Source organism: Paenibacillus sp. PastF-3 (assembly GCF_029893135.1).
GTDB lineage: Bacteria > Bacillota > Bacilli > Paenibacillales > Paenibacillaceae > Paenibacillus_AQ > Paenibacillus_AQ nitricinens.
Genome location: NZ_JARXWM010000009.1, coordinates 47,203 through 70,464, shown reverse-complemented (window position 1 = coordinate 70,464; position 23,262 = coordinate 47,203). Strand labels below are relative to the sequence as shown.

At 45.5% G+C, this 23,262-nt stretch carries 18 protein-coding genes; 8 read left to right on the top strand and 10 right to left on the bottom strand.

Annotation, left to right across the window (positions count from 1 at the left end):
* Nucleotides 1-83: 83 nt before the first annotated feature.
* Nucleotides 84-797 (bottom strand): YceI family protein, encoded by a 714-nt coding sequence (locus M2444_RS18680; RefSeq protein ID WP_094875459.1) that lies wholly within the window; start codon nucleotides 795-797, stop codon nucleotides 84-86.
* Between the two features lie 149 nt (nucleotides 798-946).
* Between M2444_RS18680 and M2444_RS18675 the strand changes: the two genes are divergently transcribed.
* The 4 genes from M2444_RS18675 (at nucleotide 947) to M2444_RS18660 (ending at nucleotide 5,255) form a co-directional block, all read left to right on the top strand.
* Nucleotides 947-1,627 carry a response regulator transcription factor gene (locus M2444_RS18675; protein ID WP_094870787.1) on the top strand — a complete coding sequence of 227 codons (681 nt, stop codon included), beginning with the start codon at nucleotides 947-949 and terminating at the stop codon, nucleotides 1,625-1,627.
* Nucleotides 1,615-3,030 (top strand): HAMP domain-containing sensor histidine kinase, encoded by a 1,416-nt coding sequence (locus M2444_RS18670; RefSeq protein WP_094875460.1) that lies wholly within the window; start codon nucleotides 1,615-1,617, stop codon nucleotides 3,028-3,030. The genes M2444_RS18675 and M2444_RS18670 overlap by 13 nt, the downstream gene beginning before the upstream one ends.
* A gap of 69 nt (nucleotides 3,031-3,099) precedes the next feature.
* The gene (locus tag M2444_RS18665) at nucleotides 3,100-3,591 is read left to right on the top strand and encodes a hypothetical protein (protein ID WP_094870784.1); all 492 of its coding nucleotides are present in this window, start codon (nucleotides 3,100-3,102) and stop codon (nucleotides 3,589-3,591) included.
* Nucleotides 3,592-3,797: 206 nt separating this feature from the next.
* Nucleotides 3,798-5,255: an amidase family protein gene (locus M2444_RS18660; protein WP_280787737.1), complete on the top strand. Its 1,458-nt coding sequence runs from the start codon at nucleotides 3,798-3,800 to the stop codon at nucleotides 5,253-5,255.
* Nucleotides 5,256-5,340: 85 nt separating this feature from the next.
* Here M2444_RS18660 and M2444_RS18655 read toward each other — a convergent pair whose 3' ends face one another.
* Complete coding sequence (locus M2444_RS18655) at nucleotides 5,341-5,898, bottom strand: SLOG family protein (RefSeq protein ID WP_042185074.1); 558 nt, start codon at nucleotides 5,896-5,898, stop codon at nucleotides 5,341-5,343.
* Nucleotides 5,899-6,260: 362 nt separating this feature from the next.
* Here M2444_RS18655 and M2444_RS18650 point away from each other — a divergent pair, with 362 nt between their 5' ends.
* Complete coding sequence (locus M2444_RS18650; RefSeq protein ID WP_280787736.1) at nucleotides 6,261-6,926, top strand: hypothetical protein; 666 nt, start codon at nucleotides 6,261-6,263, stop codon at nucleotides 6,924-6,926.
* A 74-nt stretch (nucleotides 6,927-7,000) separates the two neighbouring features.
* On the opposite strand, the gene M2444_RS18645 is transcribed toward M2444_RS18650, so the two are convergent.
* A complete protein-coding gene (locus M2444_RS18645; RefSeq protein ID WP_280787735.1) occupies nucleotides 7,001-9,031 on the bottom strand; it encodes a beta-galactosidase in 2,031 nt (676 codons plus the stop codon).
* A gap of 119 nt (nucleotides 9,032-9,150) precedes the next feature.
* Here M2444_RS18645 and M2444_RS18640 point away from each other — a divergent pair, with 119 nt between their 5' ends.
* The gene (locus tag M2444_RS18640; RefSeq protein ID WP_256990341.1) at nucleotides 9,151-9,984 is read left to right on the top strand and encodes an AraC family transcriptional regulator; all 834 of its coding nucleotides are present in this window, start codon (nucleotides 9,151-9,153) and stop codon (nucleotides 9,982-9,984) included.
* Nucleotides 9,985-10,167: 183 nt separating this feature from the next.
* Here the strand turns inward: M2444_RS18640 and M2444_RS18635 are convergent, their stop codons facing one another.
* The 5 genes from M2444_RS18635 to M2444_RS18615 form a co-directional block, all read right to left on the bottom strand.
* Complete coding sequence (locus M2444_RS18635) at nucleotides 10,168-10,593, bottom strand: hypothetical protein (protein WP_280787734.1); 426 nt, start codon at nucleotides 10,591-10,593, stop codon at nucleotides 10,168-10,170.
* A 124-nt stretch (nucleotides 10,594-10,717) separates the two neighbouring features.
* Nucleotides 10,718-12,709 (bottom strand): beta-galactosidase, encoded by a 1,992-nt coding sequence (locus M2444_RS18630; RefSeq protein WP_280787733.1) that lies wholly within the window; start codon nucleotides 12,707-12,709, stop codon nucleotides 10,718-10,720.
* Nucleotides 12,710-12,828: 119 nt separating this feature from the next.
* The gene (locus M2444_RS18625) at nucleotides 12,829-14,130 is read right to left on the bottom strand and encodes an ABC transporter substrate-binding protein (RefSeq protein WP_280787732.1); all 1,302 of its coding nucleotides are present in this window, start codon (nucleotides 14,128-14,130) and stop codon (nucleotides 12,829-12,831) included.
* A 61-nt stretch (nucleotides 14,131-14,191) separates the two neighbouring features.
* Complete coding sequence (locus M2444_RS18620; RefSeq protein WP_094870770.1) at nucleotides 14,192-15,025, bottom strand: carbohydrate ABC transporter permease; 834 nt, start codon at nucleotides 15,023-15,025, stop codon at nucleotides 14,192-14,194.
* On the bottom strand, nucleotides 15,025-15,906 hold the full coding sequence (locus tag M2444_RS18615) for a carbohydrate ABC transporter permease (RefSeq protein ID WP_094870769.1): 882 nt from the start codon (nucleotides 15,904-15,906) through the stop codon (nucleotides 15,025-15,027). The genes M2444_RS18620 and M2444_RS18615 overlap by 1 nt, the downstream gene beginning before the upstream one ends.
* A 136-nt stretch (nucleotides 15,907-16,042) precedes the next feature.
* Between M2444_RS18615 and M2444_RS18610 the strand changes: the two genes are divergently transcribed.
* Both M2444_RS18610 and M2444_RS18605 read left to right on the top strand, forming a co-directional pair.
* Nucleotides 16,043-17,863 carry a cache domain-containing sensor histidine kinase gene (locus M2444_RS18610; RefSeq protein ID WP_094875470.1) on the top strand — a complete coding sequence of 607 codons (1,821 nt, stop codon included), beginning with the start codon at nucleotides 16,043-16,045 and terminating at the stop codon, nucleotides 17,861-17,863.
* Complete coding sequence (locus M2444_RS18605) at nucleotides 17,860-19,521, top strand: helix-turn-helix domain-containing protein (protein WP_280787731.1); 1,662 nt, start codon at nucleotides 17,860-17,862, stop codon at nucleotides 19,519-19,521. The genes M2444_RS18610 and M2444_RS18605 overlap by 4 nt, the downstream gene beginning before the upstream one ends.
* A gap of 98 nt (nucleotides 19,522-19,619) precedes the next feature.
* Here M2444_RS18605 and M2444_RS18600 read toward each other — a convergent pair whose 3' ends face one another.
* Nucleotides 19,620-20,786, bottom strand: a complete 1,167-nt coding sequence (locus M2444_RS18600) for an SGNH/GDSL hydrolase family protein (RefSeq protein WP_094875472.1) — start codon at nucleotides 20,784-20,786, stop codon at nucleotides 19,620-19,622.
* Nucleotides 20,787-20,911: 125 nt separating this feature from the next.
* Nucleotides 20,912-23,233: an alpha-xylosidase gene (yicI, locus tag M2444_RS18595; protein WP_280787730.1), complete on the bottom strand. Its 2,322-nt coding sequence runs from the start codon at nucleotides 23,231-23,233 to the stop codon at nucleotides 20,912-20,914.
* Between the last annotated feature and the right edge of the window lie 29 nt (nucleotides 23,234-23,262).

Below are 23,262 nucleotides of genomic sequence, written 5' to 3'. Positions count from 1 at the left end.
AAGAGACTCTCCCAAAAGCTATTAGGCCCGGGAAAGTCTCTTCCGTACAGTTGCTCTATAAATTCACTGCAACAAGACTGATGCTATTTCTTCAACACAAGCTCTAATCGAACCTCAAGATTGTTCTCCGTATCCAGTACAACGGTGTGTGGATTGCTTAAGCCAAAATCAGAAAAGGCCACTGTCGCTGTACCCGACAGCATCAGCTGTCCACCACTGTACGCTGCTTGAGACTGGAAAGTAACGTCCTTATCCACACCCTTCACTGTAAGCGTTCCTTGCATTTCAACCGGTACAGTCGCTCCTTCGGTCCATTCCGTTGGCAGCTCGGAGAATGATTTAACGACAAACGTAGATTGTGGAAATTCCGTAACGGCTAGAAAGTCTTCCCCTTTTACATGCTCATCTCTTTGACCATTGCCAGAGTCCAGAGCGCTCATATCTACTGTCCCTTCTCCAACCATCGAAGTAGTATCTTCTATATTAACTTTCCAGGTACCTTGAACTTTGTTATCCACGAAGTTTACTGTTTCTTTAGAGGTGGTTACTGACCAATATACCTTAGAAGCATCCGTAACCGTCCAATCACCGTTTAATTGGTCGGCTGTGACTGCCATACCTACTGGTGCTCCAGTGTTAGCCGTGCTTTCTCCATTACCGGCTGTTGTGGCTTGCCCTGGAATCACGGACTCGATCTGTACATTATTGCCCAGCGATTTATCCAGCAATGTATAGCCTGTGACTACTCCTACGATGATGACTCCGGCCGCGATCAAGGCTATTCTTTTTCTCTTCATCCTGTTCCCTCCAATATTCAAAATATTCTGTATATTTTCAAGCTCGTCCCTCATTCTAACAAAGCAATATGTCGGGAAGAAGTCAGAGCAGAGCGAGCAATGATGTGTTAAACTTGTCGTAATTTTATAGATTGGAGGACCACCACAGGATGAGATCCATTCTAATTGTTGAAGATGAGGAAGCTATCTCCAGGGTCCTCAGTGCCTATCTGAAAAAAGCAGGCTTCCATGTCACCCGTGTAGCCGACGGACACGCTGCACTGGAGTCTTTTGCTATAACACCTCCCTCATTAGTATTACTCGACATCATGCTGCCAAACATGGACGGCTTTGAACTGCTAAAGCTGATTCGTGAAAAAAGCAGCTGTCCCGTAATCATGCTCACCGCAAGGGACGGGATCCATGACCGACTAGCCGGACTCGACGGTGGTGCGGATGATTATATGTCTAAGCCCTTTATTCCTGAGGAAGTGGTGGCACGCGTGAATGCTGTGTTACGCCGTCCTTCGCAGTGGTCCGATGGCAGCCGCAAACGGCATTATGGCAGTTTGTTTATCGACTTTACTGCACGAGCTGTATTTTTAAACGGAGTTGAGCTGAGTCTTAGTCCACGTGATATGTCGGTCATGTTATTTCTGGCTGAAAGACCTAATCAAATCTGTACCCGCGAGCAATTAATAGAACATGTCTGGGAGATGGATTACGAAGGAAGTGACAGAGCCGTGGACTTGTCTATCAAAAGACTTCGCCAAGCGCTGTCGCATTGGCCAGTAGATGAGGGGGAAATCCGTACCCTGAGAGGGACAGGATATCAATTATGGACAACCTAAAGAAGAGCAGCCCCAAACGTACTTCGATTCTCTCCTATTGGACGATTCGTTACCTGCTCATCATTAGTGTTGGTCTCCTGCTAACTGCACTAACGACGTTCTGGTGGATCCAACAAGAAGCTATGAGTAACCGGATGCAGACTACTGGATTATTAGCACAGGAGATTGCCGACCGGAGCGTAAATCGTGAGGGTTCAATAGAGATCAGCCAAAATCTTGGAAGGCTCATTGAAGACCGAAAACGATTCTTCAAGTTAACCGTAGAAATGTGTGTAATCATTACAGATCAGCAAGATCAGATGCTGTTCTCAATGCCGCCTCTAACTGAAGATGAGATGAGGCATAAACTTAATGATAGCCTTGACGACTCTCGCAGTCCGGAGTTCAAAGCTGCAGTAGCGCCCATAAAATCGGATGGGGAAACGCTGGGACAGGTGATTGTGCTTCAATCCAAGAAATCGCTGAGGCATATTCCGCAGGAGGAGATCATTTTTTTCTCCATTCTGTTGCTATTTCTAATTATATTAAGTTGGCTAACCATTTACCTCTTGTCTCGTAAACTGGCAAAACCGATCCAGAAGGTAGCCAAAGCAGCCGCTCAAATCAGCCATGGCCGTTATGATATCGTTCTGGATAAGGACGCCAAAGAACGGGAAATCCATGAACTGATGTTGTCTTTTGAAGAGATGGCAGGCAAGTTACAACAATTTGAGCAGTCCCGTGCGGTTATGTTAGCCGGTGTATCCCATGAACTAAAGACACCAGTAACCTCTATTAAAGGCCTAATCCATGCCGTTCGTGAAGGGGTTGTCGAAGACGATGAAGCTGTGGAATTTCTAGATATTGCTTTGCAGGAAGCTGGACGATTGCAACGGATGGTTGCCGATCTTCTGGATTACAACGCACTGACTGCAGGAATCGTTTCAGTCCGTCACGATCGACTGGATGCCGTACCACTGTTATCCGAAATCGTGTATCAATGGAAGCTGACACAAGCGTATGAAGTTGCGGAGCCTGTGCTCCATATGCCAAGAACTCCCTTATTTTTGTGTGGGGACCCGCTACGTATCCAACAAATCATCGTCAATTTACTTAATAACAGTGTACAAGCCAAGGCCCCAGACCGAATGGTACAGCTTACAGTAGAGGTGCTTGAACAGCAAGGTCATGACATGGCGGAGATTCGTATTCAGGATAACGGGCTGGGCATCTCATCAAATCATAGTGAGTATGTCTTCGAGGCTTTTTTCCGAGGTAGCGACAAACAAAGCACACTACGTGGTCTGGGACTCGGCTTAACCTTCAGCCGTCTGCTGGCAGAAGCCATGAACGGGAGCCTTGTGCTTGAGGAGCACTCCGAGGAAGGCTGTACCTTCGTGCTGACTCTGCCGCTTGATCACTAAAAAATAGTCTGCGGGCCATCGTCATGGTATAATCATGTGCACAATCACACCGAAAACCGGAGGCTGTATATGCTTACTTTTGAACAAAAATTAGCGATTCTCGACTCTTACCCCCAATTGGAACGTAAAAACGTATCCCTTGGGCGCGTGAACTATCACTACGAGGAAAGCCAGCATGATAAGAAAACCGTTGCTTACCATCTGCATCCTAATGGGAATGGTTATGTGTTCGCAGGCTTATTGCGGGGCTATGAGGCAGATGATAAGGGCCTTGTGAACATTCGCGACTACTCGGAATCCGAGCTGCGGAGTCTGCTGGATGCCACCATCACCTCACTGTCTATTTACATTCCGGATGCCCCTGTAGCCAGCAAAAGAAAGAAAAAGGCTGCGGCAGCAGCCGACTCATTCTGGACTAATGATGAGGGCCATACGCTGACTCTAAAACTTGAGGATGATTTATGGTACGTCTATGCCGACCTTAATCTAGAAATGGCCTTTGAGACCCTTGAGGAAGCTAAAGAATATTTAGCGGAAGAGGGATTTACAGCACAGGGGTAATAATGACTCTTATCAAAAAATAAAAAGAGGTGTCCCAAGGCCATTTTATCTGGCGATTCGGGCACCTCTTTTCAATTGGGAGCATGAAAGCTCTTTGAATAAAAATCTATTTATCTCACGCCTCAATATAACACTACCCATCAAACCCAAATTATGGTTAGATGAAGGAGAAGCTATATCCTATAGGGAAAGAAGCGTGAACGCACATGAGTTTCGAACTCGTAGAAGCCACTGTACCCGAGATCCAAGCTGCATTAGAATCCGGAGAAATCACGTCAAAACAACTAGTTCTCATGTATTATGAACGCATAGCTGATCATGACAAAAATGGCTTAACGATTAACTCTGTGCTAGAGATCAATCCGGATGCATTGTTTATCGCAGAATCTCTGGATGTGGAACGTGCGATCAAAGGCTCCCGAGGTCCTCTGCATGGCATCCCTGTGTTATTGAAGGATAACATCAATACTGGGGACAAAATGCATACTAGTGCGGGTTCGCTGGCTTTGGCGAATTCTTTTGCCGGGAAAGATGCGTTCATCGTTACCAAACTGCGTGAAGCCGGAGCGATTATTATGGGTAAAGCCAATATGACCGAATTCGCCAATTTTATGACCACCGGCATGCCCTCCGGTTACAGCTCCCGTGGCGGGCAAGTCCTTAACCCCTACAATATATCTACACCAACTGGCGGCTCCAGTAGTGGATCAGCGGTTGCTGTAGCCTGTAACTTCTGTACAGTCTCTGTCGGTACAGAAACCTCCGGATCGATCCTTAACCCCGGCAATTTGGGCTCTATTATTGGCATTAAGCCAACCGTTGGACTGCTCAGTCGTTCGGGAATTCTTCCGCTCTCCAACACGCAGGACACTGCGGGCCCTATGGCCAGAACGGTTCGTGATGCTGTTCTGCTGTTAAATGCCATGCTGGGCGACGATAATCATGATGCCGCCATGGGAACGAATATAGGTAAAATTCATGAGGATTACACTGTATTCCTCGACGAGAACGGCTTGCAAGGTGCCCGAATAGGTATCCCGCGTGATTATTATTTCGAGGAGCTAACAGAAGAACAACTTGCACTATTCAACGCTTCCGTAGACAGGATGAGAGAGCTCGGAGCGACCATCATTGATCCTGCGGATATAAAGACCGCTCGGGAAATTAGTTATTCTTCGGTAGTCTTAAACGAATTCAAAACAGCACTGAACGCTTATTTATCTCATTTGGGACCTGGCGCACCAATGCGAACCTTAAAGGATATTATTGATTTTAACCATGCGCATCCTGTGGAGACTTTGAGATATGGTCAAGCTACATTAATAGATGCGGAATATACCTCTTCCGGCACACAAACCGAATCCAAGTATTTACGACACCGCGTGACTGACCTGAAGCTGTGCAAGGAAGATGGAATCGACGCTACTATGAAGGAATACAATCTGGATGCCCTGCTGTTCCCCGCCGATTTCGGCGCCAGAATTACCTCCAGAGCGGGATATCCGTCTATCGTTGTGCCTTCCGGTTATACATCAGCCGGCGCCCCTTTCGGTGTGACTTTCTCTGCGAAAGCTTATCAAGAGCCCACACTCATCAAGCTCGCCTATGCTTATGAACAAAATTACAAGGTGCGAAAAGCACCTTCGCTAAAGAGTTTTATCTAATCTCTTCTTATATTAAAAGGCCCATAAACGGTGATGTTCTCATTCACTGTTTACGGGCCTTTACTTTTCCAAAATCTACATATACTTACTCGTAGTCACGTTGATTCTCTTCATCGGCAATATTCTGAATTTCATCGGAGTGAATTAGAAACAACTCATATTCCCCTTCAGCATGCAGCTTCAACGCCCGCTCTTTAAAAAACTTCGGACTCCCCTCCGCCGCATCCTCATCATAAAAGAGCAGTATTCCGTCACTTTTGCGGAACAGCAGATCATCTCTGGCCCGAAACTGCCAACTACCGTCATAAGGGGCATTACTGACCGCCCCGAAGAAATCCGCACCCGCAATAATACGCCGATACTCGTTCTGCTTCTCTTCTTTCCACTTCTCTTCCTGTCCGGTATGCGCTGTAATGATCCCAAGCTTTAAGTCCGGATATTGCAGCTTAAGTTCGCTTACCACTTCGCATGCCCACAGATCCACACCATACTGGCCGGGCGTAATCACCCATTCCACGCCTTCTTCGATCAAAGGTTTTAATCGGTTAGCTAGTGCCTTTTTGATATAAGGAATCCCTAGATGCTTATTGTCAAAAATACCGAGCTCGTGCGCACGATACCCCGTTACTAGTAAAGTCTTCATGTGCTGCCTCTTTCCTGGTCGTCTCATTGCAGATTGTGCAACAGAATGCTACCTTTGGCTCCTATAAAATCATTCCATTGTACTTCGTGCAATAGATTTCGGAGAAATCCGTTAAAATAGGTGCTTTTCTCTTCTTTAAGTGTACAAAGTGCAATAGAATTCTTATCCCCCCTCATTTCAGGAGAATCTATTGTACAAAGTGCAACCTAGTGGGCTATAAAGCTCCACATATTTGTTCATTATATAACATTTGCACACTTCATTTCTTTAGGCAAACTTTCAGCTAATATTAAGCAATCTTTCAGAACCATTTGTTATATTCCTTCTAAATCTATCTTCAACCTACTTAGGAGGAATAAAAAATGAAAAAGTTCGTCCCCATACTAATATCTGGAGGCTTACTGGCGTCTCTATTATTGGCTGGCTGCAGCGCGAATTCGGAGGCCGAAGGAACAGCTGCTGCAAATAACCAAGCAGACAGGGGTTCAGCAGCCAAACAACCACAAGCAAACGGCAATCAACAAAATGGCAGACCCAATATGTCCATGAATTTCGGTAAGATTAAGAGTGTACGCGATACCACCCTTACCCTCTATAAATCGGACATGTCTATGCCCCGACAAGGTGCTGGAGAAGGGGACGGGCAGAACAGTCAAGGCGGTACCCCACCGGAAAAACCTGATGGCGATCAAAATACAGGAAACGGCGCTGCGCCCGAGGGTGGGAAGCCACAAGGGGAAATGCCGGAAGGTGGCGGACAAGGCGGCGGGCCACAGGGAGGTAGAATGCAGCAAAGCTTCTCCGATGAAACCACAGACATTACGATTGATGCGGATACTAAAATCGTAGCGGTTACCTTCGACAATGGCACGCGTCAAGAAAATGCAATCACCTTAGCAGAACTAAAGGCGGATGATATTATCCAATACACACTTAAATCAGATTCCACCGTGGCGGAGAGCATTACATTAAGTAATGGCAATCCGGGTGGAGCTACTCCAGATGACAGCACGAGCAGCAGCAGCTAATGAAATGCTGCATAACAAAAAAAGATCTCCGGGGACAAGCTGGTTCCCCGAGATCTTTTTATATATACTACGAATTAGTTCTTATCCGACAAAATCAATACTCCACGGGCTGGCACAACAGCAGAACCGCTAACCTTATTGCCAGTCAGAAGATCCGTACGCTCAGTAGCACCAATATCCGCACTCAAATCACCAGTGGTGTGGTTCAGCAAGAATAGGTAGGATGCGCCTTCCTTCACACGTTGCACAGATTCGATACCTTCCGGTGCAGTTACTAGCGGCTGAATGTTCTTGTCAGCACATAGATTGGCTAAGAATCCTTTCAAGAATCCCGCTTCTGGGCTGGTAGCCACGTAATACGCTTTACCTTCACCAAAGTTATTCACCGTCAAGGCTGGCATTCCTTTATAGAAATCAGATCCGTACTCTGCCAAAACCTCAGCACCTTCGGCATGAATCAGATCGCAGAGCAGATCACATTTGTAAGAAACACTCAAATTGCCCCATGCCTTGTCCATCACAATCTCATTGCTCATCCCTGGCAGCAGTGCATCAATTTCCTCAGCCCAGATCCCTAGTACGTTGCGCAGTTCCCCAGGGTAGCCACCAACGGTTACGAGGTCGTTCTCATTAACAATCCCGCTGAAATAAGTCGTAATGAATGTTCCGCCTGCTTTTACAAAAGCTTCAACCTTCTCAGCAAAACCCGGCTTAACCATATACATCACAGGTGCGATAACAATCTCATATTTGAACAGATTCTCTTCTACACCGATCATATCGGCTTCGATATTTTGTTGGTAGAGTGCATCATAATATTTATGAATCTCATTCACATAATCCAAAGCTACGGACGGTCCGCTTGAAAGGTTGATAGCCCAGCGGTTTTCCCAGTCATAGATAATCCCTACTTTAGCTGCACTACGCGCATCCAATAGCTGATCTCCAAGTTGGCCAAGCTCTTTTCCTAGCTCAGCACATTCACGGAATACACGCGTGTGTTCATGTCCTACATGCTCAATAACAGCTCCATGATACTTCTCACATGCACCAATTGAACGACGCAGTTGGAAGAACAGAACAGTGTCTGCACCACGCGCAACAGCCTGATAACTCCATAAGCGCATAACCCCTGGACGTTTCAGAGAGTTATAGGGTTGCCAGTTCTGCTGGCTTGGCGTTTGCTCCATCAGCATGAAAGGTTGTCCATTCTTCAATCCACGCATGAGATCATGCGCCATGGCCGTGAAGCTGACTGGTGTATCGAGTGAAGGATAGTTGTCCCAAGAAATGACGTCCATATGTTTAGCCCACTCAAAATAGTCCAGTTCATCATAAAAGCCCATCAAGTTAGTGGTAACAGGTACGTTAGGACTGTGCTCCTTAATCGCATCACTCTCAATTTTGTAGCATTCCAGCAAGCTATGCGACATAAATCTACGGAAGTCTAAGGAAATGCCTTGGAAGTTGGTACGGTTACCATCCCATTCTTCACTTAGCTCACTAGGCAGTACAATTTCTTCCCAATCATAAAACGTATGTCCCCAAAAACGTGTATTCCACGCTTTGTTTAATGCATCCAGAGAGCCGTAACGATCCTTTAACCAGACACGGAACGCCGCTTCAGATAAATCAGAATAATCGTAGTTACTGAACTCATTCGAAACGTGCCAAGCTACCAGCGCCGGATGATCCTTATAACGTTCAGCCAGCTTTCCTGCCAGCTTCGCTGCAAACTTGCGGTAAACCGGACTGTTTGGATTCGAGTTATGACGTCCACCGAACTTGCGTTTTCTACCCTTCACATCAACACGAGTAACTTCAGGATAACGATGAGCCATCCAAGCTGGGTGCGCTCCTGTACCTGTTGCCAGACATACGTAAGTACCATTTTTATATAGTCTATCCATTAATTCATCTAGTGATGAGAAATCATAAGTGTCTTCGGAAGGTTGAATCAGCGCCCAGGAAAATACATTAATTGTGGCAACATCAATTCCTGCCAGCTTAAACATACGCTCATCCTCTGCCCATACAGGCGCATCCCATTGCTCTGGATTGTAATCTCCACCGTACCAAATCTTAGGTAATTTATCGTTAATCACACTTCGCACATCCTTTATTGTATAATTATATATATATTGTAATCGGTTAATTTGACGCTATAAATATAAAATAATCTTCCCGTCATATAAGAATATGGAACTAAGAGGAGATGGATTCATTGAAGGGAATCGTGCATCGTAGAATTGTGTTCCCCCATGAGGGTGGACAGCATCTACCTATCACATTAGACAGCATCGGTCACAATCATCAACAGGAAAAAGTATCTCGCTTAGATGGCTACGAAACCTATCATTGGCTCCAAACGGCGTCTGGTGAAGGGGTAATTCATTTGGAGAATGAAAGCTTCTCCCTCCCCGCAGGCAGTGGTGTATTACTTCTCCCCTATACTCCACATCGCTATGAAGCTTCTGCTGCTAACTGGAGCACCTCTTATCTAACGTTCGGAGGCAGCTCTGCAGGTTCTATTTTGGAGACGCTGGGGATGAATATGAATTCTTTTTACCGCTGGGAAAAAGAGGCGCCTCTCTCCAAGCTGCTAAGAGAAATACTTGATCAGTATGATGCCTCACAGGACATGTTTGGTCTGACTGCCTCCACAGATGCTTATCGCTTTCTGCTTACTTTAAGCAAATATGGGCAACTACATAACAACACAACAATATCCCGCAATGTAGATAAGCTGCAGCCGCTACTGAAATGGATGGACAGCCATTATGGTGATCCTGATCTCGGACTTAACGATCTAGCCGATCAGCTCGGCGTCTCAGGGCGATATCTCAACAATCTATTCATACAGACCTTTGGGCTATCTCCTTATGCCTATTTCGTACGGCTACGTATCCGTAAAAGCAAAGAAATGCTCGTAAGCCAGCCGGATCTTACTGTAAAAATCATCTCGCAGAGAGTAGGCTTCCGTGATGTTAGCCATTATGTTGCCACCTTTCGCAAACAGTCAGGGACTACACCGGAGCAGTTTAGACGACTTCACTAATACTCTAAGGTGTACAGCTTAATCGCCTCCTGCGTAGTGAAATGCTACATAAGATTGCGTATGACAGAGCTCATCGCTGTGTGGCTCTCATTAGTATGGGCATGTGCGTCAGAGTAACTGCATTTAGTACACTTAAATCAGCCTGTTCAGCACAAAATATCCATATAAGTGTATTCTGTGCAGTTATATTCTCAGCATTTGGCTGAGAACCGCGATACTTCGCATTATAGCTGCACTAAATACAACTAAATCCATTTCATAGCCCGAGAACTTTAAATAAGTGTAGAAAGTGCAGCTATTCCGCACCAACTCGCCATTTGCCCCAGCGTAACATTCTGCACCATTCCACTCGCCTACCGCTCCAGCGTAACATGCTGCACCATTCCACTCGCCTACCACTCCAGCGTAACATGCTGCACCACACCAACTAACTTGCCTCGACAGCTCCTCCGACCCAAGGAGCACATTCAATTGCACTTCATACATTAGAATGCACTTTTCCATCTCATTTCGAGCGTTCTGTTGTACTTCGTGCATTAGAATCTTGTGAAATCCATTAAAATGGAGGCTTTCCACCAATCTGATTGCACAATGTGCAACAGATCTCAAATTCCCCCACCCAAAAAGGAATTCTATTGCACAGAGTGCAATCCCATTCACAATCCCAAAGGATTCAATCATAGGTCGAAGGAGATAAGAACGCCCTCCCCATCAACGGTTACTAAGAATCCTTTCACATCTCCAGAATTTCTACACCATATGGCTCAAGCTGCAGCTCTCCTGAACAAATCGAGTGATCGAGCAGACTGCTATACTCTTGTGGCAAGGTGACTGTCACAGACTCCCGGCTCAAGTTAAGCAAGAATAAGAAGCTGCCTTGATCTCCCGAACGCACAGAGGCCTGTACTCCATCCGGCAGTCCCTCAAATCTAAACAGCCCCTGCTGTTTAGAAAGGCGCTCCAACAACACTGACCAGAAGCGCTCTTCCATATGCGTTCCAAAATAATAAACCTGACCCTTCCCAAAAGCATTAACGGTTACAGCCGGTGTTCCACTATAGAAATCATCGCTATACCAAGCAATCGGCCACGCCACAACTGGTCTCAGGATGTCGCACCACTGCGTGCATTCATATTGGTTCCCCTCAGCATCAACAACCTTATGGGTTTCAGCACCAATCGGATCATACTCCAGTACTTCAATCCCTGTGCAATAGCTCAGTAGTCCCGGCAGTGGCTGCATGACTGCGATGTTATTTGTAGTTTTCACGCCACTTCGGTTGGTAATGAGCAAGGTGCCGCCAGCTAGTGCAAAATCCTCCAAACTACGTACGATCTCCTCATCCAGCAAGTATAAATTTGGTGCGATCACTACTTTATATCCATCCAGTGGTTGTCTGAGGTCAATCACATCGCAGCCCAAGCCAAGCTTTGTTACTGCACGATGGATCTGCTTAATATTCTCATAATAATCAAATCCCTCAGCTTGAGGCTGAATATCCAGTGCGGCTTTCTCTTCATGAGAATGTAGAATCGCCACTTCATGCTTTAATGTCGTTCCAGTCAGCCTTTCCCCAAGTGTATTCACTTCATGGCATAGCTGAGTGAACTCTGCAAATCTGCGTCCTGGGACATTACTGTGATCAATCAGTCCATGCCAGAATTGCTCTGCACCTGCGGCTGCACTACGCCAACGGAAATGAACGACAGTATCCGCGCCTCTGGCTATCGTCTGCCACGCATAAGCACGAAGCATCCCAGGATACGGCGTTCTCCACATCGGCATCCAACAACCTGGTGAGCCGCTTAGCTGCTCCATGATCCAGAAGTTTTGACGTTTAATCCCTCGGGTTACGTCTAACGAAAGTGCTCCGCTATATGGTGTTGTCGCTTGCTTGGCCCGAGAAGTATTCGGATAATAGTCAAATGCAGCGATATCCAGATCAGCACCGACTGCGTACATATCCAGACGCTGCGGATAGCTGTGAAAGTTATGAGTGATAAAATGCTGCGGACAAACAGACCGCAAAATATCAATCTGCGTCTTCTGGAATGCTACCACCGAATCCCACTGAAACCGCTGATAATCTAGCAGAAACGATGGATTCTGATGTGGCGATCCGCCCAGTGGAACCGTAAGCTCATTCCAATCGCTGTATTCTCCACTCCACACAACCGTTCCCCACTCTACATTCACCCGATCAAGGCTGCCATATTTGGCTTTTACCCAAGTGCGAAACGCTATATTGCAAGCGTCACAATGACAATCTAACATACCAAATTCATTGTCAGTCTGCCAGCCTATAACGGCCGGGTGTTCACTATAGTGCTCAGCAAGACGCTGGGTAATACGGCTTCCGTATTCACGTAAAGATGCACTGTTATAACAGCGATGTCCGCGTACCCCTGGGTGGAATATATCTCCGTTCGCAAACACTGGCAGCACGTCCGGAAATTTCGTAGTTAACCATCTAGGAGGTGTAGCAGTCGGCGTACCGATCACAACTTGCAGTTCATATTTGTGAAAAAGATCCAGCGCGCGATCCAGCCACTCAAACTGGTAATTCCCCTCCGTAGGCTCTAACCGGCTCCATGCAAACTCGGCGACTCGAACTACCTTAACACCTGTTTCCTTCATTAAACTGATATCCGGTTCCCACATGGATTCTTCCCAATGTTCCGGGTAATAGTCCACACCCATCTGAATAGGATCAAATCGTTTCATTGGCGCCCTCTCCCCTAGCTAAGATAAAAGGCGCTCCCCGTCTCATATTGATGAGGTATACGGAGAACGCCTTTGTGAACTACTTGTCCATTTTAATCTTTTTTATGAACGAGCTTTCCTTATTTCTTAAGCTTGTCCCAAGCTGCTTGCATGCCAGTCATCCAGCCGTTCACATCCACTTTGCCAGCAATCATCTGTTGAATAACACTAGCAAATTCTTGGGTTACACCATCAGGGAATTTAGAAGATTGCAAACCATACACCTTGTCTTCTTTTACATAATTCCATACGTCAGATCCAAGCTTACCGATATCTTCAGGAGTAGCTTCGATTGTGGATAAAGCAGGAATGAATTTCCATTTTTTAACGATATACTCTTTACCCATATCAGAAGTTACCAACCAGTTCAAGAAGGTTTTAGCTTCTTCTTTAGATCCGGAATCTTTGTTTACAACAAGGTTAGCAGGAATACCTACAGTCATTTTATCGTTTTTCTCAGCATCTTCATTGATTGGCATTGGGAACATCCCGATGTTCATATCAGGTGTGATGTTATCTACAAGTGTTTGTGCCCAGTTCCCTTCTTGCATCATTGCGATTTCACCTTTAGCAAACATAGCCAAGTGAGTGTTAGCATCTGTGGTCAAAGGATTTTTTTGTCCGTATTTCAAAGTCAGGTTGAGCAAGTTGCTCCAATCTTCAAACACTTTGTTACCTACGATTGTACCCGTACCCTCATTCAAGCTCTTAATGAAGCCATTTACATCGTCTTGTTGTGCAAATGCTACGCTAATGCCTTGGTTACCAAGGAGCCACCATTCTTGATATGCATTACCAAAAGGAGTTACGTCAATGGCTTCTAGTTTCTTAGCCGCTTCTTCTAGTTGTGACAATGTTTTTGGAGTTTCAGTGATGCCTGCTTTTTCAAACAGGTCTTTGTTATATACAAATCCAATACCTTCAAGGTTCATTGGCATACCGTATACTTTACCGTCTTTAGTCATTGGCTCTGCAGCCATAGGAATCAGATCTTTCACCCAAGGTTGGTCGGACAGATCCTCCATCTTATCTCCCCAAAGCTCCATTTCAGCGTATCCACCATTGGAGAAAATGTCAGGTGCGTCGCCGGAAGCAAACTTCGTCTTCAGTGCTGCTGCGTAATCGGCACCACCACCAACGGTTTGGATATCCAGCTTGATGTTAGGGTATTCTTTTTCAAATTCAACCTTGAGCTCATTCAGACCTTCAACGATTTCAGTTTTGAACTGAAAGATTTTAACCGTTTTCACTTCGCCTTTATCCGTGCCAGCGCTTCCATTTTGTGAGTTACTAGAAGCGTTATTGCCTCCACCACATGCTGTTAATGCTAAACTCATAGCCATTACTGCCGAAAGTGCAACTGCCGAGCGTTTCTTATTCATTATGTTTTCCCCCTTAAGATAGTGGATCAAGTCTACAATATTTGGAACGGAGGGCTCGGTGTTAACCTTTCACCGAGCCAGCCGCTATTCCCTCAACAATGTAACGCTGCATAAACAGATAGAAGATGATAATTGGAGCAATCCCGATTACGAGAGCCGGAAGCGCCATATCCCATTGCTTGGTGTATTGACCAAAGAAGGAGAAGGTCGCCAGCGGAATGGTACGAAGTTCTGGTGCCTGAAGAATCAAGGAAGGCAGCAGATAATCATTCCATATTCCAAGTGCATTCAGCACGATCGTTGTCATTACCATTGGCTTCAGCAAGGGAAGTACTATGCGGAAGAATACGGTAATTGGATTACATCCGTCAACTGTTGCCGCCTCTTCGATTTCAAGCGGAACGGACTTGATAAAACCGTGGAACAGGAAGATTGCCATTGGAACACTGATCCCTAGATTCGTAATGATCAATCCTAGGAAGGAGTTGTTTACTCCAATTACATTTACGACTTTCAAGATTGGAATCATGATCGTTTGAAACGGAACAACCATTGCAGCTACGAACAACAGTAGCAAAAATTGATTGAATTTCGTATTCGCCCGAACCATACGATAAGAAGCCATCGCACTAAACAGAGAGATCAGAATAACACTGATAACCGTTATGATAACCGAATTTCGGAAAGCTTCACCAAACCGTGCCAATTTCCAAGCATTTGTATAGTTCGACCACATAAATGTCTGTGGCCAGCTTGCGGCATCACTCAGAATTTCACCGAAGGATTTCACTGAGTTCGCAAGTAAGAAATAAAATGGAGAGAGGAAGAGAAGGGCAAGAAGAATCATCAACACCTCTACGCCGATATTCCATCTGCCTTTTGACTTAGCGTTCATTAAGCTTCTACCTCCTTACTCTTCGTAATACGGACCTGAATCAGAGTGATAATCGCTACGATAACAAAGAACAGCAGCGCTTTAGCAGTACCCAGACCGTAACGATTGTTCAGGAAGGCTTCATTGTAAATATTCATGGCAACCGACTCTGTAGATTTGAACGGTCCACCTTTCGTCAAGGAAAGGTTAAGGTCGAACATTTTGAAGGACCAAGAAATCGCTAGGAACAAACCGATAGTTACAGCAGGCATGATCAATGGAACTACAATGCTGCGCAGGACCTGCCAACGGGAGGCACCATCAATATCAGCCGCTTCCAATACTTCTTTCGATACGTTACTTAGAGAAGCGATGTAGATAACCATCAGATAACCAGATGACTGCCAAACAAAAACCATCACAATCGCCCAGAAGCCGGTTGTTGCATCACCCAGCCAAGGAAGATTAAAGAACGACCAGCCGGTGAGTTCTCCCATCGTTGCGAACCCTTTGATGAAGATAAATTGCCAGATGAACCCAAGCAACAATCCCCCAATAACGTTCGGCATAAAGAAAATAGTCCGAAGCATGTTCCGTGTCTTTAAAGGTTTCGTTAACAGATAAGCTAGGAAGAATCCTACCACGTTAGTCAAAACAACACCTAACACAGTAAATCTTACTGTAAACCAAAAGGAAGACCAGAAGTCGGGGTCATTCGTAAATATAGTGGAGAAGTTTTGAAATCCGACCCAACTTACATGACCAGATACACCGTTCCAGTCTGTGAAAGAGTAATACATCCCCATGATGAATGGGATAATCGTTATTAAGGTAAAAAACAAGACTGCAGGACCAACGAAAAATGCTTGTTGACCTAACTGGGACAACTTAGTGCCGCGCATTTATTGTCCCCCCCTTTCTTTTGCTCACTTACTTGTTTATGCTTTATACACATATTATCTGTTTTTTTGAGGCTACCTCACACCTACGGAAGTGATCTTTCAGGTGTAAAATATTGATCGGATGTGACAAATTTCGATGAAATGGAACACGATTCGCACAAAAATGATCGTTTTCATCCTACTCCCAACTTTAATCTGCATTATGGCCACAATGTTTATAAGTTACCACTTTAGTACTCAATCCTTAAGAACAAGAGCAGTAGATGAGAATACGAATCTTCTCTTTCAAGGCACTAAAAATATCCAAAGTCTGATTCAGGAGCTGAATCGACTCTCCCTTATCGTTTATTCAGATTCAGAATTCTACAGGTCACTGGAAGCCGGATACGAGGATATGCTAGCCAATGCACGAATCTACTCTTCTCTGAATTATATTTCATCCTCTATGCCTGACATCTCTCAGGTCTATTTATACGGTGTCAAAGAAAACACAGCTACTCTGCTTACCCAGAGTACACCGAAACGTTGGCAGGGTATCCCACCTTATCCTGACTCCAAAATCACTACCGAGTCTACGGTATCCATACAGAGCACACATATAAGTCATAGCTACGGCCTAACGGCACCGATCCCGCAGTTCGTACCGGAACCAGTGTTTACCTTGCATAGAAGAATTGAAAAGGTCCCTACCACAAAGGCACTTGGCTACCTGTCGATTGATGTCAAGCTAACAGCGCTAACCGACATCATCAGTCAGTTATATGACCAGAAGCAAGAGAACATCTGGCTGCTGGATGGCAGCGGAAACATTGTCTATGGGGACAATAGCGAAGAATACGGTAAGAAACTGAAAGGTAATTGGTACAATGCACACATCGCGGGAAATCCTAGCCCACAGGGCTACTTTGAAGAGGATAAAGCCATGTTTATTTACCAGAATATCGAAGGTCCAGGATTGAAATGGACACTGGTAAAGCAGATTCCTGTTTCCTATCTTTTCCGAGAAGCCAATGAAGCGGCAAAGATTAATATAGCACTGATGGTCCTGCTGTTGATTACCATTACTACACTAACAATCCTAATCTCTTTTCGAATCACAGCCCCGATTAAGCAGTTGACCCGCTATATGAATCAGGTCCAGACCGGGAAGCTTGATATCGATATCCGCCCCATGGGCAAAGACGAGATCGGTGTCGTTACAGAGCGGTTCCGCAGTATGATGGATACGATCAACAATCTGATCCTGAGAGAGTATAAGCTTGAATTAACGAATAAAACGAATGAGCTGCGGGCTTTGCAAGCGCAGATCAATCCGCATTTTCTCAACAACACCTTGCAAATCATCGGTACGCTTGCCTTGGAGCTTAAGGTACCCCAAATCTATTCTCTTCTTTCGGCGCTTGCGAAAATGATGCGTTACAGCATGTACAATGAGGAGAAGATTGTCACCGTTAAAGACGAGCTGGATCATGTCAAAGCTTATATTGAATTGCAAAAGGAACGTTTTGAAAATAAATTCAGTTTCCGTTACGATATGGAGGAATCTCTTTTAGAGACATTTATGCCTAAAATGATTCTGCAGCCTATTGTAGAAAATTATTTCAAACATGGGTTTAATCATTCCCGTACGGATGGATTCATTGAGATCACCTCAGCAAGAGCAGGTGACAAGCGGATGGAAATTCGTATCCAAAACAACGGAAATGCCATTCCTTCTGCGAAACTGGATCTTCTACGGCAGAAACTTCAACATTCCACTAGAACAGATATTGATTTATTAAGAAATTCTGAGCAAGACAAGGAAGCTGCTGGATCTGGTATTGGTCTGCCGAACGTTCTGGCACGGCTCAAGCTAGTATGCGGAGACAGTGCCCTCTTGACTGTGGACAACCTCAGAGCGGGTGGAGTGGTTGTAAGACTGGAAATAGACATTATAGCGGAGCGTGAGACGATATGAAGGCGTTAATTGTTGATGACGAAGCCAGAGTTAGAAAAGCAGTTAGACTTCTTGTTGACTGGGACGCGCATCAAATCGATGGGATTCTGGAAGCCGGAAACGGAAATGAGGCCATAGAGATTATTCGGCAAGCAAAACCCGCCTTAGTCATTATGGACATGATGATGGATTCCGGCAATGGCATAGAGTTAATGACATGGGTTAACGAATTTGCCGGCAACACCAAGTTTATTGTGGTCAGCGGACATAATGACTTCGAGTTCGTCCGCCAGACCGTACGCCATGGAGGGATTGATTACATCCTTAAACCCATTGAAGCAGAGGCCATCAATGTTGCAGTCGCTAAGGCAGTGACTGCCTGGCGTTCAGAGGAAGCTGATCGGAGCGAGCGACAGAAGCAGAGTATTCAGCTCAATGAGTTCAAGCCCATCTACGGAGAAAAGCTTCTATCCGCGTTAATCGATGATCCGATCAACTCGGAATTATCCTTCCGAAGATTATGTAACGATGACATTATCCCGGACAATGTCCTCACTTCGCGCTTAATCCTGGTGCAGACAGACACAGGAAATAATCTCCTGCTCAAACGTTTTGGAGGAGACACTGGGCTCATGAATTACGCAATCGTCAATATATGCAATGAATTTCTACAAGGTCAGCATAAGGGTGTGGCCTTTCGTTACTGGGGAGGTCCTTCGGAGATTGCCATTATTCTATGGGATATTCAAACGTCAGTTGTCGAGCTTATAGGTAAAATTAATCAGGGTATCTACGCTACCCTACAGGTCCGAATGCATTTCGGAATTAGCTGTATCGGTAGCCTGCCTAAGCAATTACCTTCTCAGCGTGCAGAAGTGGCCGAGGCCCTGCAGCGTCGAAATTTATTAGTTCATGAGGATTACTGCCATTTCTCCAGTTCTTCTGAAGAGTTTAAAGAGCGAAATGAAATCTCAAAGCCAAAAATTCAAGGAAATGCATCTCCGACGATCTTTGCTCGTGTGAAGGAGGATTGGAAAATGGCAGTCATCAGCGGAAGCCCTGAAGTTATATCCTCAGCAGCGCAGCACTGGGTAGACGAGCTTAGCCGAGGTGGTATTGTTACACCAGAGATCCTAAACTCATGGAAGAATGATGCTCTTTTATTCCGTTCCCAGTTAGTACGTGAAATGTTAGGCCCTGATGCCGATAGCGCACTAGCCGAGCTAGAACAGGCCGACCAGCTTCATCCGGCCCCTTATACGAACGGATACTCGTTCTCCTTATTTGCCTGGCGTGACTGGTCATTTGACCTGATGGAGCGACTGTCAGAAGTATTCTCGGCTAAACAAGCTAAAGAACGTAATCCTATGCATGACATCGTGAAATATATTGAACTCAATTACGCCTCCGATCTTTCCCTACAGGAGGTTGCCAGTAAGTTCTATGTTAGCCGCGAATATATATCACGCCGATTTAAACAGGAATACGGCATTAATTTCTCTGATTATATCGTTAACATCCGGATAGATAAAGCTAAGCTGCTTATGCAGAACCCTCGGCTTAGGCTGTCGCAAATTTCTGAAATGGTCGGGTTTCATGATGTGAAATACTTTAGCAAGGTCTTCAAGAAACAGATTGGGGCATCACCTAAGGACTACCGAAACCAGACTAAAATTTAATTCATACCTCGCTACGAGAAAACGATTGTCTCCTTATATGGAAGACAACCGTTTCTCGCAGAAATATAAGGATAATGTATAGCGTGAAACTTAAATTCTTATATTTTTAAAAAGGCGTCCGCAACCGTCTTGCCGGCTTCGCCATTCGGATGCGGGTCGTCTGTTCCACTCATATACTCCGGTCTGATAAGATGATCATCTGGTGCAGGTAATGATAATAGGCTTGCTATATCAAACACCCGGCTCACACCTATAGGCGGATTGGACAAAATCTCACGATTCACCTTGCGCCAAGTCTCTTCTCTCTCGCCCTGGAAATTGAATGGCGGTACCGTACCTAGAATAATACTAGCTTCAGCATTTGCCCCCTTGATCTTAGAAATAAGGGTCTGCAAATCATCAAGAAGCTCGTCCGCCGAACGGCAGCCAATATCAATGTCATTTACTCCGAGTACGATCATCACTTCATCACTCTGCTTAGCTTTGTTTAGCCATGGGCCATCCGCGGCCACATCATAAGCTCTAGCCCAGCCAGAGCCGAGATTCCATACCCCAATATCCGTGCTAAGGCCATCCGCAATTCTCGCAACCCAATATTCGTACGCATCCTTTAAGGTCCGCACACCTTGAGTAATCGAATCCCCCAGAAATACTAGTCTCTTGGTAACAGATTTCTTATACCCAATAAAGCTTGGCAGTACCAAAAGATTATCAGACACAGTAAAACCATCCGCTGATTGCTGTGCAGCAAGATTTCCAGGCCCGTCATAAGCTGTAGCCAGCATCCCTTCTACATTGAAAGGAATCGATTTGCCTGCAGTGAGCGTCTTAATCGTCCACGTAAACGCCAAGTAATGACCCTCCGGTAGAACAATGCTTGTCTCATCACTCCAGAAACATTCACCAGCCGCAACGGTTTTTGAGGCTTTGCCCTCAAAGGTAAGCGCATGCTGTGTATTTTCAGTTATCGTTCCGTCTGGTTCTGTTCCTCCGTCAGCGATATAAGCTGTCTCGATAACCCAGTCGCCTCCAGGTTCACTGCCTACAGCTTCTTGCCCTTGATCCCATGTAGAATCCACCGCATTGCTATGCCAGAACTTTAACTTTAACGTACCATTTTCCCTTAAACGAATATAAGTCCGGAACGTATGCGTAAACGGTTCTTGCCTATTCATTATAAAATTCGCTGCAGTTGAAAGAACCGTTGCTGAGGTATAATCCGTCTGGTTCAATACTCCACTTCCCTTGGTTAAATTAGTATCCATAACGTTTCCCCCGTTATTCAGTAAGATTGTAACACTAAAACCTCTCCAATAAACTAAGGGAACAGATCGTCCACCCTGTTTACAAGAGAGGTTATGGCTATATCAATATGCTTTAAGAAACAATCTTATTTCAATGTGATCGTAAACGATACGGTTTTTGCACCTGCGTTTACTTTTACTGTATTTTCATCTACTTGCTCTGCACCTTCTACAGAAGCGATAGCTCCCAGATCTTTAAGGGAAAGCGAGAATTCTTTACCGCTGCCTTCCGCAGTAACTGTTAACGTACCGCCTTTACGGTCAGCCTTCACAGTCAATTCAGGAGCACCTTTAAGATCACGAACGGTTGCAGAAGTCGTGGTGCCATCTTCAAGTGAATACAAGCCAAATTTCACGCCATTCGCATAGTCGTAATCTGGTTTGTTATCCACACTGCCAATTGCCAGCAAGGAATTCTGGCGAACGAATAGTGGCAGGCTAAAGAAATCATATTTCTCTTTGCGCCATGATCCGCCCTGTACGGTTTCACCAGTAAGCAGGTGAGTCCAGCGACCAGCCGGCAAGTAGTACTTCGCTTCACCGTTTTCTTGGAAGATAGGGGCTACAAGCAAGGATTCACCTAGCATGTATTGACGATCCAACACCTCGCAGGTAGGATCTTCCGGAAATTCCATAACCATAGCCCGCATAGAAGCCCAGCCATGTTCATGAGCCTGTCCTGCTACATCATACAGATATGGCATCAAGCTACATTTAAGTTTGGTGAAGAAACGGGTAACATCACAAGCTTCATCATCATAAGCCCAAGGCACACGGTACGAAGTGCTACCATGCAGACGGCTGTGACTGGACAATAGTCCAAACGCCAACCAGCGTTTGAATACATGTGCCGGAGCCGTGTTCTCGAATCCGCCGATATCATGACTCCAGAAACCGAAACCTGACAAGCCCAGAGACAATCCACCACGAAGGCTCTCCGCCATGGATTCATAATCTGCGTAGCAGTCACCGCCCCAGTGAACCGGGAACTGTTGGCCACCGGCAGTTGCAGAACGTGCGAACAATGCTGCTTCATTCTTACCAAGCTTCTCTTCAAGCACTTCAAATACAACCTTGTTGTACAGTTGCGTGTAATAGTTGTGCATTTTCATCGGATCAGATCCATCGAAGTAAACTACATCTGTAGGAATACGCTCGCCGAAGTCTGTCTTGAAGCTATCTACACCCATATCTACCAAATCACGCAGGTAGCCGGCATACCATTCACAAGCCGCAGGGTTGGTGAAGTCCACCAGCGCCATTCCCGCTTGCCAAAGATCACATTGATAAACGTCACCGTTAGGTTTTTTGAGCAGGTAACCATTTTTCTTGCCTTCTTCAAACAAGCGGGAACGTTGCCCGATATAAGAGTTGATCCATACGCAGATCTTCAGCCCTTTTTCTTTCAGGCGTTTCAGCATGCCTACTGGATCAGGGAATACGCGCTCATCCCACTGGAAATCGGTCCATTGATATTCACGCATCCAGAAACAATCGAAGTGGAATACACTCAGTGGCAAATCGCGCTCTGCCATACCATCTACGAAAGAGTTTACGGTTGCTTCATCGTAGTCGGTAGTGAAAGAAGTCGTCAGCCACAGGCCGAATGTCCAAGCTGGCGGAAGTGCAGGTTTGCCAGTAAGTGAGGTATAGTTACTGATCACTTCCTTAATGGTAGGACCATCAATCACGAAGTATTCCAGGCTTTCTCCAGCTACACTGAATTGCGCTTTTTTCACTTTTTCCGAAGCGATCTCATAAGAAACCAACTCAGGATGGTTAACAAATACACCATAGCCTTTGCTGCTTACATAGAAAGGAACGTTCTTATAAGCTTGCTCGGAGCTAGTACCACCGTCTTTGTTCCAAAGATCTACGGTCTGTCCATTCTTTACAAAAGCGGTAAAACGCTCGCCCAAACCATATACGAATTCACCTACACCGAGATCCAGCTCTTCACGCATATACGTGTTGCCGTCTTGATCTGTGATATAAGCCATGGACTTGAAACCGCTGCCTGTAATTCTCTCGTCTCCACGATAGAAATCCACAGCCCATTGTTGGCCTTTGCGAATCACTACACGAAGTCCGCCGCTGATCAGTACAGTCTCGGAATCGGTTTCTTCAATCTTAACATGATCTCCAGTACCTTTTGTGAGTTCGAAGACTGGACCGCGTTCTTGTACGCCATCATGATGAATAATCTTAACCCCTACCACACCTGGAAGCGGGGAATGAAATTTTACAGTAAGCAGGGTTGAGTTCAGCGTCGCTGAACGCCCTGTGATTGGAGTGGTTTGAGTAGTTGCTGTTAATCCTTCTGGAGTCTTTTCTACAACATAATTTTGAACTGCACCGTTAATCGTGATACCATCACGCACCAGCCAGAGACCATCAGTGAATTTCATTGTGTACTTGCCACCTTTCAATTTGGTGT